The organism is Sulfurimonas sp., from assembly GCF_050296975.1.
GTDB lineage: Bacteria > Campylobacterota > Campylobacteria > Campylobacterales > Sulfurimonadaceae > Sulfurimonas.
In genome coordinates, this window is sequence record NZ_JBNKRX010000033.1 from 1 (window position 1) to 12,710 (window position 12,710).

14 protein-coding genes are annotated in these 12,710 nt (G+C 33.1%); 8 read left to right on the forward strand and 6 right to left on the reverse strand.

Annotated elements, in window-relative coordinates; genetic code table 11:
- Window positions 1–523: 523 nt before the first annotated feature.
- From ACQY56_RS10070 to ACQY56_RS10100, 7 genes are all read left to right on the forward strand, one after another.
- Entirely contained in the window at window positions 524–814 is a 291-nt protein-coding gene (locus ACQY56_RS10070; protein ID WP_428739086.1) for a nucleotidyltransferase family protein, read from the forward strand.
- A 62-nt stretch (window positions 815–876) separates the two neighbouring features.
- Complete coding sequence (locus tag ACQY56_RS10075; RefSeq protein ID WP_428743757.1) at window positions 877–1,161, forward strand: HepT-like ribonuclease domain-containing protein; 285 nt, start codon at window positions 877–879, stop codon at window positions 1,159–1,161.
- 97 nt (window positions 1,162–1,258) lie between these two features.
- Window positions 1,259–1,819, forward strand: a complete 561-nt coding sequence (locus ACQY56_RS10080) for a metal-dependent hydrolase (RefSeq protein ID WP_428739088.1) — start codon at window positions 1,259–1,261, stop codon at window positions 1,817–1,819.
- A gap of 60 nt (window positions 1,820–1,879) precedes the next feature.
- A complete protein-coding gene (locus ACQY56_RS10085; protein ID WP_428739089.1) occupies window positions 1,880–2,545 on the forward strand; it encodes a nitrous oxide reductase accessory protein NosL in 666 nt (221 codons plus the stop codon).
- Window positions 2,538–3,707 carry an ABC transporter permease gene (locus ACQY56_RS10090; RefSeq protein ID WP_428739090.1) on the forward strand — a complete coding sequence of 390 codons (1,170 nt, stop codon included), beginning with the start codon at window positions 2,538–2,540 and terminating at the stop codon, window positions 3,705–3,707. Before ACQY56_RS10085 ends, ACQY56_RS10090 begins: the two co-directional genes overlap by 8 nt.
- Window positions 3,704–4,360, forward strand: a complete 657-nt coding sequence (locus ACQY56_RS10095) for an ABC transporter ATP-binding protein (protein ID WP_428739091.1) — start codon at window positions 3,704–3,706, stop codon at window positions 4,358–4,360. Before ACQY56_RS10090 ends, ACQY56_RS10095 begins: the two co-directional genes overlap by 4 nt.
- The gene (locus tag ACQY56_RS10100) at window positions 4,357–5,313 is read left to right on the forward strand and encodes a hypothetical protein (protein ID WP_428739092.1); all 957 of its coding nucleotides are present in this window, start codon (window positions 4,357–4,359) and stop codon (window positions 5,311–5,313) included. Before ACQY56_RS10095 ends, ACQY56_RS10100 begins: the two co-directional genes overlap by 4 nt.
- Here ACQY56_RS10100 and ACQY56_RS10105 read toward each other — a convergent pair.
- From ACQY56_RS10105 to ACQY56_RS10120, 4 genes are read right to left on the reverse strand one after another with little or no spacing between them, the layout of a single operon-like run.
- Window positions 5,310–5,582, reverse strand: a complete 273-nt coding sequence (locus tag ACQY56_RS10105; RefSeq protein WP_428739093.1) for a J domain-containing protein — start codon at window positions 5,580–5,582, stop codon at window positions 5,310–5,312. The two genes, ACQY56_RS10100 and ACQY56_RS10105, sit on opposite strands and share 4 nt — an antisense overlap.
- A gap of 26 nt (window positions 5,583–5,608) precedes the next feature.
- Window positions 5,609–6,727, reverse strand: coding sequence for a cell division protein FtsZ (gene ftsZ, locus ACQY56_RS10110; protein ID WP_428739094.1), 1,119 nt, complete (start codon window positions 6,725–6,727; stop codon window positions 5,609–5,611).
- A gap of 12 nt (window positions 6,728–6,739) precedes the next feature.
- Complete coding sequence (ftsA, locus tag ACQY56_RS10115; RefSeq protein WP_428739095.1) at window positions 6,740–8,098, reverse strand: cell division protein FtsA; 1,359 nt, start codon at window positions 8,096–8,098, stop codon at window positions 6,740–6,742.
- A 1-nt stretch (window position 8,099) separates the two neighbouring features.
- On the reverse strand, window positions 8,100–9,551 hold the full coding sequence (locus ACQY56_RS10120) for a peptidylprolyl isomerase (RefSeq protein WP_428739961.1): 1,452 nt from the start codon (window positions 9,549–9,551) through the stop codon (window positions 8,100–8,102).
- A 104-nt stretch (window positions 9,552–9,655) separates the two neighbouring features.
- On the opposite strand from ACQY56_RS10120, the gene ACQY56_RS10125 reads away from it, so the two are divergent.
- Window positions 9,656–10,951: an adenosylmethionine--8-amino-7-oxononanoate transaminase gene (locus ACQY56_RS10125; protein WP_428739097.1), complete on the forward strand. Its 1,296-nt coding sequence runs from the start codon at window positions 9,656–9,658 to the stop codon at window positions 10,949–10,951.
- Here the strand turns inward: ACQY56_RS10125 and ACQY56_RS10130 are convergent.
- The gene (locus ACQY56_RS10130) at window positions 10,948–11,538 is read right to left on the reverse strand and encodes a class II aldolase and adducin N-terminal domain-containing protein (protein WP_428739098.1); all 591 of its coding nucleotides are present in this window, start codon (window positions 11,536–11,538) and stop codon (window positions 10,948–10,950) included. The two genes, ACQY56_RS10125 and ACQY56_RS10130, sit on opposite strands and share 4 nt — an antisense overlap.
- Before the next feature lie 10 nt (window positions 11,539–11,548).
- Window positions 11,549–12,673: a molecular chaperone DnaJ gene (gene dnaJ / locus ACQY56_RS10135; protein ID WP_428739099.1), complete on the reverse strand. Its 1,125-nt coding sequence runs from the start codon at window positions 12,671–12,673 to the stop codon at window positions 11,549–11,551.
- Between the last annotated feature and the right edge of the window lie 37 nt (window positions 12,674–12,710).

Here is a 12,710-nt window from a genome sequence, read left to right on the forward strand (position 1 = left end):
TTATAATATTCATGAAGTTCATAATATTGATACAAATAAAGTTGAAGGTAGTTTTCAATATTTGGAAATAGATGAAAAAAATTTACTAAGTGCTATTAGTAAAAACTCTAATTTTAAATTTGAAGTTGATAAAGAAAAAAACAAGGTTTTATTTTTTAATAACAAATAGATCAAATTTTCTCTCTAGCTACAAAGCTCCAGCTTTGTAGTGTCAATATAAACTAAACAAAAAAAGAGAAATAAAAATGTGCAAACCACCAAATAAAAATATCTTTCCTTTTTCATAATTCAAAAAATCATAAACTGCTCAGTCCTCGCCCGTCTTTCAGACAAGGGCTGTGGTTCCATCACTACAAACGCAAAGAAATTTGCGTTTGCTTAACGCTCTTCACATACGACACTTTATAAAGTTTTTCACAATTTAATTGCTGAAAATGTGCCAAATTTACTTTCGGCGTTGCCAAATGACGATAGATCATAAATTATAATTTGGTATAATATTGCTATTTTAGGTGGGACTGTTATGAATAAAAATGACATTTTAGAAAAACTATCACAAGAAAAAGAATATATCAAAGACAAGTTTGAAGTTGATAAAATAGGTTTATTTGGTAGCTATGCCAAAGATACTCAAACAGAGAATAGTGATATAGATATATATGTAGAGTTTAAAAACAAAACTTTTAGAAATATATCTGGTTTATGGGTATATCTTGAAGAGTTATATAATAAAAAAATTGATTTATTGCACAAGCACAAGCATAGTACTGGTGCTATATTTGATAGTATTCAAAAAGAAGTGATTTATGGATAAAGCTACAACTTTAGAACTTGTTGATTTTATACTCAAAAGTATTAGCTTTATAAATAGAAGATTTGAAGGGATTGGTAATTATTTATTCTGATGAAGGACTTGATAAATTAGATGCTATATCTATGCGTCTTCAATCAATTGGTGAAGCACTTAGAAATCTCTACAAAAGAGAAACAGAACTTCTATTACAAATATCTGATAAAGATTATTGGAGTCAAATCATAAAAACAAGAGATTTTATATCTCACCATTATGTTGACATTGATTCAGAAACTATATATGATATATGTGCAAATGAATTAGAAGAACTAGAAGAAAAAATATTATTGATAAAAAATAAATTTTAAAAAATAAACTGCTCAGTCCTCGCCCGTCTTTTGCACAAGGGCTGTGGTCCCATCACTACAAATGCAAAGAGGAATTAAAAAATCTAAGGAAAATGTTATGCCATCATCAATAACACATGCAGTAGTGGGATTATCATCAAGTTTAGCTATTTCAAAAGAAAAGCCATCTTTACGTGTTGTGGTACTTTCTGTATGCTGTGCTTTGATTGTCGATCTTGATGTTTTGACATTTAAACTTGGAATCTCTTATGGAGATTTTTTTGGGCATCGAGGTTTCTTTCATTCGATATTTTTTGCCATTTTAGTCGGTTTTATAGTTGCAACTCTATTTTTTAGAAAAGAGGGTTTACTCTCAAAAAACTACTTGTTTTATGCATCGTATTTTTCAGTAGTAACTGCTACACATGGAATACTTGATGCCTTTACCAATGGAGGTCTTGGTATTGCTTTGCTCTCTCCTTTTGAAAATAGTCGATACTTTTTTTGGGAAACACCGATTCAAGTTTCTCCATTTGGTATAAAAGCATTTTTGAATAGCAGGGGTATTGCAATTTTACAAAATGAGATGTTATGGATATGGTTACCATCAATCATTATAGTTATATTCGCTAAAATAAGCTATAAATATAAACTTAAAAATAACCACTCTTCCTTTTAACAGACATTTAACACTACTTTCGCTAAAATCTCTCTACTTTAGAGAAGATTGGTAGGGGAAATGTCATTTTTTAAAACTTTTATATTACTGCTTTTTACAACAGCACTCTTTTCACATCAAAACTACTCAACTGCACTCAAAGAGAAAAAAATCTACCCAATGGGGAAAAAGATTTATGAGAAAAAATGTCAAACTATCGAACTTGAAAAATATGCATCTTATGAAAAACTCCAATCTGATATACAAGAAAATGCTCTATGTGGAGAGATAAGTCCACAACATCTTGAAGCACTCTGTTTGTATCTTTGGGAAGTAAAAAGATCAGATGCACAACACCAACATTTTGAAAAGTTTCATATCTCGAAAGATGATAAATGTCCAGTTTGTGGTATGTTTGTTTATAAGTATCCTACCTGGGCTGCAAAGATTGAGTACCAAGATAAAGCCTACTTCTTTGATGGGATAAAGGACCTTTTAAAGTACTATTTTGAACACCAAGAAGATATAAAAAATATACTTGTGCAAGATTATTACACACAAAAGATACTCGATGCAAAAAAATCTTACTTTGTTATAGGAAGTGATGTATATGGACCGATGGGTAATGAGCTTATAGCTTTTGAAACACTTGATTCGGCAAAAAAATTTATGTTCGATCATAAAGGTAAAGAGATTTTAAAATTTGATGAGATAGATGCAAGTAAGGTGTATAGTTTAGATGATTAGATTTAATCCTCAACTGTTTGCGTTTGCATTACAGTCACTTTTTCGATTTTTTTCAAAAAATCTTTTTACAGCTATCATCTACACTCTTTTAGTGATGTTACTCAGCTCTTTATTTTTAATTCATTCAAGTTTAAAAGCACAAGTGCAAGATGTGACAAATCGACTTCCAGACATTGTACTACAAAATCAAAAAGCACTTAAATATACAACTATAAATGATGAAAATATAGATAAAATATATGAGATTTATGGTGTAAGTGATGTACAAACTAGAGTATATGGAAGTTATGAATATAAACAAGGCAACAAGACATTTAAGATTGTTGGAGTTGATCTTTTTGAGATACAAAAAGACCCATTTTTTGATGACTTACTTCAAAAGTATGAGTTAAAACCAAATATGATGCTAGTTTCATCACCATTAGCTGCAAACTTTGCAAAACACTACTATCTCAAAGAGTTTAATTTTATAAAACCATCACTCAAAGTAAAATCGATGAAAATTACAGGGAGTTTTGAATCTAATCTGATTGATAAAAGAGAGTTGTGTGTGATGAGTAAAGAGGACGCTAAAGAGATATTTGGCTTTGCAGATAATGAAGTAAGTGATATTGCTATCTATCTTTCCAACCAAAACGAATTGGCAAATGTCGTCTCAAAACTACAACAACTCTATCCAAATGCAAAGATTATCACAAAAGTAGATGAGCAAACAAAAGTAAGTACTCTTTTTGATTATGATAGTGGGATATTTATCACTCTTTTTATCATTGCAATCTTTACATTTTTTATGATCATTTTTGAGAAAACAAATGGTGTAACAAGTGCTGAAAAGCGTGAGATTGGGATACTTAAAGCATTAGGTTGGAGAGTCGAAGATATCTTACAAACTAAGATGTATGAAGCAGTTGTAGTGTCATTTTTTTCCTATAGTTTAGGGGTTGCTTTAGCATTTATGTATCTGTACTTTTTTGATGGAGTGTACCTACGAGATATATTTTTAAATATCATTCATGTAAACGAGATAGACAAACTTCCTTTAAGTGTGGAACTCCAACCACTTGCACTTGTCTTTTTCCTAAGTGTACCTATTTATATGGCGGCAATATTGATTCCATCATGGAAAATTGCAACTATGGATGCTGATGAGGTGATGCGATGATACAACTCATAAATATAGAAAAGTTTTTCGGGCAAAAAGCTGTTTTACAAAATATAAACATCACCTTTAAAGAGGGTGAAGTCATTGTATTAAAAGGTGTAAGTGGTAGTGGAAAAACGACTATTTTATCTCTTATCTCAGCACTACTCAAACCAAACTCTGGAGAGGTTATAGTTGATGGTAAAAAACTTTCAAAAATAGCAGATCATTTTGCAAGTGAATTCCGTCGTGACAATGTAGGCTTTATATTTCAAAAGTACAACCTTATCCCAAATATGAGCGTAAAAGATAACATTTTATTACCACTTCGTCCATTAAACCCTGAAAAAGAAGAGTTACAACAACGTTTAGAAAAACTACTTGAGATGTATCAATTAAAAGAGTATGAACTAAACCTCTCACAAAACCTTTCAGGTGGGCAGCAACAACGTGTAGCAATCGCTAGAGCAATCGTAAACGATCCAAAAATCATCTTAGCAGATGAGCCAACATCAAACCTTGACCAAAAGCTCTCTTTAGAGTTTATACAGCAGATAAAAGCGCTTAAAGATGAAAATAAAACTATTATAATTGCTACACACGATCCACTCTTTTATGAACTTGATTTTATTGATAAAATTGTAGAGATCGAAAATGGACAAATAGTATCATGAGTTTCACTCCTGAACTACTCACTATTTATATCTTAGATATTCTGTTTTTATTTTTTGCCTCTATTGCTTTTTATTTGAGTGTTAAGATCGCACGAAACTATGATAGAAATCAAAATTCAGCTTTGCAGTATGAGTTAGAAAAGAAGAGTTATCTTGCCTCTACAATTATAAAGTTTATATTTTTTATTAAAATTCCTCTATTTGTTTTTTTTGTTTTTACGCTTGATAAAATTTCAGATATTTTAGTTGGGGCTATGTGCGCGGCTGGAGTTGTTAATGCAACACAGTTTGGTGTGCCACTGCTTATACTAAAGATGATAAATCTGTACCTTTTTGCTTTTTGGATAACCATGAACAGCCAAGATATGAAAAATGAAGATCAAAGGTACTTTAAAACGAAGTTTTATTTGTTTATTGTTGCCTTTGTTTTACTTGTAGTTGAGATTGTAACCGAAATAGTGATGTTTTCTAGCATAGATATAAATAGCGTTGTTGATTGTTGTGGTGCTATCTTTTCAGTGACTGATACAACATATATATCTGAGGTTTTAGCTCAAGGAAAATTTTTGAGCATACTTTTTTATACGAATTTTTTCCTTTTAATTATTACATATCTTTCAAGAAAAAAAATTATATACAGCATTTTGAACTTGTCTTTTCTTATCATCTCACTTTTATCACTTATAGCATTTTTTGGAACGTATATCTATGAACTTCCAACACATCATTGCCCATTTTGTATGTTACAAAAAGATTATAGTTATATTGGGTATATTTTGTATATTTTCCTTTTTTATGGAACTTTTTATGGATTATCACTTCCATTTTTAGATTATGAAGAAAAAGAGTTGCAAAAGCGATTTTCTTTTTCTATCTGGTTTGATTTTGCTTATGTTTTACTTGTAAGTTATTTTCCACTGAGTTTTTATATGAAAAATGGAGTGTGGCTCTAACGATTAGGTCCAAACTTATCATGCCACCACTCTTGTGGTGTATATGTCGCTTTTTTGATACTCTCTTCATCAAATGGATACTCAAAGTTTTCACAGTAACGCATTATAGTTTCATACGCTTCATTTATTTGTGTACTCATTTTTGTCGCTTGAATTGCATCATCTTTATGTTTATCAGGATGCCATTTTTTCATAAGGAGTTTGTATTTTTGTTTTATTTCTTTAAGGGAGGATTTTTCACGAAGGCCAAGGAGTGATTTGGCCTTCATGATTTTTTCAAAGGAGTTCAAGTTCTTTAGTCTTGTTGTTTTCTCATATATGCAGGGATATCGAGGTAATCACCATCAAGTTCACCACCCACAACCATACGAGGAGTGATTTTTACTCTTGGAGCTGTTGGTGCTTCACTTTCAAAGTCTGCATTGTTTGTTGATTTGTCTTCTTTATCAAAACCAGTTGCAACGATAGTGATTTTTACATAATTTTCAGGGAGATTTACATCTGTAGAAGTTCCCCAGATTACATCTGCTTCATCGTGAGCACTCTCATGTACAACTTCCATAGCCTCAGACATCTCAATAAATGAAAAATCTGGATGAATTTTAAAGTGAACTAGTACACCCATTGCACCGTTAATTGACATATTGTCTAGTAAAGGTGATTCGATTGCTGCTTTGATCGCTTCATATGCTGCATTTTCACCTTCATGTTCACCAACACCCATAAGTGCCATACCTGTATGACTCATAACAGTTTGTAAGTCAGCAAAGTCAAGGTTGATGTCATTGTCACCACTTGAAAGAATTACACCAGATGTACCACTTACTGCTTGTGCAAGTACACTATCAACTATCTTAAAACTTTCTTTTAAACCAAGTTTTTTATCAATAATTGAAAGAAGTTTATCATTTGGAATAACGACGATAGAGTCACACTCTTTTTTCAATTCTTTTAAACCAGATTCTGCAAGTTGTAGTCTCTTTTTCCCTTCAAATTTAAAAGGTTTTGTAACAACTGAGATAGTCAGTGCTCCTACTTCTTTTGCAATTTGTGCAACAACAGGAGCTGCTCCAGTACCAGTACCACCACCAAGACCAGCAGAGATAAATACAATGTCAGCACCCTCTAAGGCATTTCTAATCTCATCGTAGTTTTCAAGTGCAGAATCACGACCAACTTCTGGTTTCATACCAGCACCCAGACCTTTTGTAAGGTTTGCACCTATTTGAATCTTTGTAGCTGATGATTTTTCATTGAGTACCTGAGCATCAGTGTTTACAAGCATCATCTCAATTCCACCAACACCTTCGTTTAGCATATGTCCTATCATATTTCCGCCGCCGCCGCCGACGCCAACAGATATTATCCTTGCACCGCTTGGGTTTTGTACTTCTTCAACTGTAAATGGTTCCATTATCTCACTCCTTTAAAATAACTGCGTAGCCCAGTTCCAAAATTTGCTAACAGCACTTGCTTCATCACTCTTTTTCTCCTTCGCTTCCTCAAGGTTGACCATTTTCGTTGTTTCCTCCTTGTGTTCAGCTACTGGAACACTTTCATTCATCGTTCTGTTAAAGTCAACATTAACAGAAGTAGTTGGTTCTTCATTAGTGTGTCTTACACGTTTATTTACATCGATTTCATACGGTGTATAAGGCGCAGCTGAGAACATAACAAGTCCTATTGCACTAGAGTATTCTGGTTCAATTAAGCCATCAAATAATCCATCTACATCTATAGGTTTTGCTAAACGAACAGGTACAGAACCAAAAGTAGCAATTGCTAAATCACGAACACCTTCCATTTTTGAAAAACCACCAGTGAGAACTACACCAGCACCTATTTGATCTTTTAGGCGTGAGTTTTCAATAAATTGAGCAAGGATCATCAATGTTTCTTCAACTCTTGCAAAAATAACATTATGTACAACCTCTAAAGAAACCTCATGAGTTGTATGCTCATCACCAATTATAGGCAATTCTATTAAATCATTGCTAGGAGTAAGTAGTGAACCAAAATCAAGTTTTACTTTATCTGCTGCATTAAGTGGAGTATGTAGTGCCATTGAAAGATCACTTGTAACATGTTTACTCCCAACACCAAGGTACTCATTGTAACGGATTGCATTTCCGGAATAGATCGCAATATTACTTGTCTCTGCTCCCATATCAATTACAGCAGCACCTAACTCTTTTTCATCTTCATTAAGCACTGCAATGGCTGAAGCATAAGAGTTAAGTACGATGTTTTCAACCTCTACACCAGCACCACGAACAGCTTTTTTAAGATTGTTAAGGTTTGATTTTTGTGTAGTGATAATGTGTGTTTCAACCTCTAGGCGAGATGCATTCATCCCAAGTGGGTCTTCTATAAAGTCTTGATCGTCCACTTTAAAGTTATATGGAAGTGCGTGAAGCACTTCATATTCGTTAGGAATATTTGCATTATAAAGAGATGTATGCATAACGCGCTTGATCTCATCAAAACTAATCTCTTTTGATTGGATATTTACAATTCCATTAGAGTTTAAACTTTTTGTATATGCTCCAGAGATAGAAACAATAGCATTTGTAGCAGTTGAACCAGATACACGTTTAGCATCTTCAACAGCAGTTTTAATGCTTCTTGCCGCGAGTTCAATGTTTACAATGCTACCTTTTTTTAAGCCTTGAGCTTTTGTAGTCCCTGCACCTGTGATAGTTATAGAATTATCATTTGCTATATCTGCAGTTATAGCACAAATTTTTGTCGAGCCAATGTCAATGGCTAAAACACTTCTACTCAATTTAGAGTCCTTGCATAAATATCTCAGTTTTGTATCTATTTTGTAAAGTTTTTATCAAACCTTCGCTAAAGATACCTGTCTTTAATCTAGCAACCACATTAGCTTGATCATTATTTGGTTTTTCAAGCAACTTTTGTTCCAAAATGTTGTAAAGAACAATTTTTCCACTTTGTAAAGTTATAAAACTACGTTTTTTATCTGACATGAAAAGTTGTTGTACAAACTCTACACTCTCACCGCTAGTAAGTGAACCAATTGGGGTTTGAGACTCAATAGTTAAAAAGTCAGATGTTTTTCCTTTAAATACTGTAACAGAATTGTTAGCAAGTTCTAAAACTTTCTCTTTTTTCTTTTGATCTATGAAGTAAGGTAAAACTTCAGACTTTGCCTCAGTAAAAGTTTTTGGTGTCGCAGGATTAAGTTGTACAAGTTCAAAACTATAATAATCACCTTTTACTTTGATAGGTTTGACAAATGGTTTTACCATTGTAGTTTCTGAGAGTTTTTGTACAACTTCAGCATTAAAAGGATTTTTACGTTTTGAGATTGTCACTGGTGTTAAAGTACTTTTGTCAAGTTTTTGATTTTTGAGATCAATGAAAGAACGAAGTGCTTCTTTATGTGTAGCTTCATCGTTTAATTCAGCAACAATGGCATCTTTTGCAGCGTCAAGTTCAAGGATTTTGCCATCTTGACCTTTAAAATGGTTTTTGTTCTGTTCATAATACTCTACAATCTCGGCATCTTTATACTCTTTTGTTACAGGTGCTTGTTTTATGAAGTTTACAACATAACTCTCTTCATTCATAAAATTGTTTTGCATCGTTTGCCAAAAAGCTTGTAACTCTTCATCTTTTACATCAATAGTAATATCTTCAGACGATAAAACTTTATACTCTATCTTATCTGCAATACTAAGTAGCGTGTCTAATATTTTTGATTCATTTTGACTTGGTTCAACTTTAAGTAGTCCAAGTGTTTTTTGAATAAGGAGTTGTTTTTTTAACTCTTTTTCATACTCTGTAATGCTAAGTCTACTTTGTGAAAGAACTTGTTTATATGTCTCTTTATCAAATACACCATTTTTAAAGAAGTTTTTGTCTTGTTTGAGTTGATCGTATAGCTCTTGATCGCTAATAGCTAAATTGTATGACTTCGCAAGATTAATCAAAAGTGCTTGATTAGTTAGTTGTTGCAGAGCTTGTTTTTGTAATCCAAATTGTTTTGCTTTTTCTTCATCAAAGTTTCCTTGAAACATTTGAGCATATTGTTGATATAAGTTAGAGTAAGATTTTTGTAATTCACCCATAGAGATTTCAACTTCACCAACTTTAGCAACTGCTCCAGCTTTATCTCCGTAACTATATTGACCCCAACCAACAAATCCTGCTCCAACAAATGCAATTGTTGAAACCCAGATAGTAATAATAAGCCATTTTTTATGTCTTTGCATCCATGTAATCATATAAATATTATCCTCTTATCGTAATTCACGATATTTTATGTAATTAGAGCTTTAAACTTGATAAAGTAAGAACACAACGATATAATTTTACTATGAAAAATGAACAATTAAAAAACAGAGATTTAAAAGTACTATGGCACCCATGTACACAGATGAAAGATCATGAAGTTCTGCCATTAACACCTATTAAAAAAGCTTATGGTGTTTATTTGGAAGATTTTGAAGGAAACAAATATATAGATGCAGTAAGTTCTTGGTGGGTAAATCTTTTTGGACATACAAATCAATATATAAACGATAAAATAAAAGAACAGTTAAACACATTAGAACATGTTATCCTCGCTGGATTTACACATGAGCAAGTTGTGAAACTTTCAGAAAGATTAATAAAACTTTCTCCAAAAAGGTTAGAAAAATGTTTCTATGCAGATAATGGCTCATCGGCTGTTGAAGTAGCTTTAAAAATGAGTTACCATGCAAACTTAAATGATGGAAAAAATAAACCCCTTTTTGTTTCTCTTACAAACTCTTATCATGGAGAGACTATAGGAGCTTTGAGTGTCGGGGATGTCGAGCTTTATAAAGATACGTACAGACCACTTTTAATTCAGTCTGTGCAAACTCCAGTTCCACAAGATATGTCGATTGAAGCTGCACAAATTGCTGCAAAAAAGTTTGAAGAGTTGTGTAAACAAAGAGCAGATGAGATTAGTGCAATTATTTTAGAACCACTTATTCAAGGGGCAGGGTATATGCACATGTATCATCCAGAGTTTTTAGTACTTGTTCGCTCTATTTGTGACCGCTACGATATCCATCTCATTGCTGATGAAGTGATGGTGGGGTTTGGTAGAACAGGTGAGATGTTTGGGTGTGATGTAGCAGGTATTTCGCCAGATTTTATGGTGCTTTCAAAAGGTTTAACTGGTGGATACCTACCACTCTCAGTTGTTTTAACATCTGATGAGATATATATGAAATTTTATTGTGATTATAATGAGTATAAAGCATTTTTACATTCCCACTCGTATACTGGCAATGCTTTAGCGTGTGCAGCTGCGAATGCAACGCTTGATATTTTTGAAAATGACAATATAATTGAGAAAAATAGACTCTTAGTACAACAGATGGCACAACGTTTACAAGAGTTTGAACCTTTGGAAAATGTAGCAAGTATAAGACAAACGGGGATGGTATGTGCAATTGAGCTAAAAGGGTACACGCCACAAGAGAGAATAGGGCTTAAAGTGTATGAATATGGGCTTAAAAATGGAGTATTACTTCGTCCACTTGGACATGTAGTTTATTTTATGCCACCGTATATACTTAATGAACAAGAGTGTGATAAGATGTTTGATGTAGCTTATGAAGCGATACAGAGGCTCTAGTTATCTACATCTATAGTGTTGTTGGTATCAAGCATTAGTAATCTACAACTTTTCTCTAAAATGGCAAGTTTTTTTGCCATCTCATGAATATCACGATTGTAGGCATATACACCGTATCCACGAATAACCATGATGTTTGTTTTGTGTGATTGAAGATAATGTGGTATCTCAGTTCTAGCCCGATCATACCAATCTTCATATTGCTTAGGATCATAAATTTCAATATCACCAAGCACTTTATGACCAAAATAATCTTTTGGAGAGATTACGTTGTGATATAGCGAATAAGCAGTAGTAAACTGTGGCATTGAAAAACAGATAAATTTGGCATCTGATATTTTTGAGTAGATGTTATGATGAATATCAGCATCAATACTCGCTTGATGCCATCTGTAATCTTTTTTAAAATAAAGTTCTATAAGTGAATTTTCATCTAAATTATCAAATACAGCCTCTTTTGTATTGATCAAAAAACGTCCAGACTCTGTTTTTGCTGAGAGTGAACCATGATATATTCCAAAGAAGTCTTTTCTAAACATAGAAAGAGCTAAAGAGGCAAGTTTACGTTTGAGATGATCTTTATTCACTGAACTGTCCTTATTTAAACCAACTTTTCATTTTATCTATAACAGAATCTAGTACACCTTCATGAGGTTTTGACTCAACTCCGAAAGATTCTTGAAGTTTATTTAGTAATTCTAGCTGTTCATCACTTAATTTATTTGGATATTGGATATTTACCACTGCAATTAAGTTCCCTTTTCCATGACCGTGTACATCTTCTATACCTTCACCTTTAAAAGTATAACGTTGTTTATCACGTGTGCCATATTCAAGTTTTAACTCTAACTCACCTGTTAATGAAGGGATCGTTAGGACATCTCCTTTGATCGCTTGGGTAAAAAAGACAGGAATCTCAATATAAACATCATTGTCATCACGGATAAAATGTTTATCGCTTTGAACGTTAAAAGTAACATAAAGATCACCTCTGTGACCTTTTTTACCAATATTACCTTTACCTGAAACTCTCAAACGGTTTCCAGTATCAATCCCTTTTGGAATTTTAATGGTTACACTCTCTTTAACAGTTTTATATCCATCCCCTTTACAAGTGTTACATTTTTCACTTGCTGCTGAACCTGTACCGTTACAGTGTGGACATGTTTGAGAAAATGTCATAAAACCTTGCTTCATAAATACTTGCCCTTGACCACCACAATGTGGACAAGTTGAGAGTTTTCCATCTTTTGCACCAGTACCATTACAATCACTACAAGCATTTTTATATGTATACTCGATATCTTTTTCACATCCAAAAACAGCTTCTTGGAAAGTTATGCGCATATCTACATTCATATCCAGTGGGTATTTTTCTCTATCGGCTGGATTTTGTCTGCGAGAGCGACCACCTCCGCCAAATCCACTAAACATCTCTTCAAAGATAGCACCTAGATCGTCAAATCCTCCACTTGAGCGTGAGCCACCACCCATACCTTGAAGTCCTTCTTTACCATATCTATCATAAATACCTCTTTGTTGCTCATCACTCAAACATTGGTATGCTTCATTACAAAGCTTAAACATTTTTTCTGCTTCACTATCATCTGGATTTTTATCTGGATGATATTTTTTCGCCATTTTTCTATAAGCTTTTTTGATCTCTGCCTTATCTGCAGTCTGTGAAACTTCTAAAATCTCATAATAGCTTAACTCTTCCATTATCTTCCTATCTCAAGTTTTGAGCGAATTATATCGT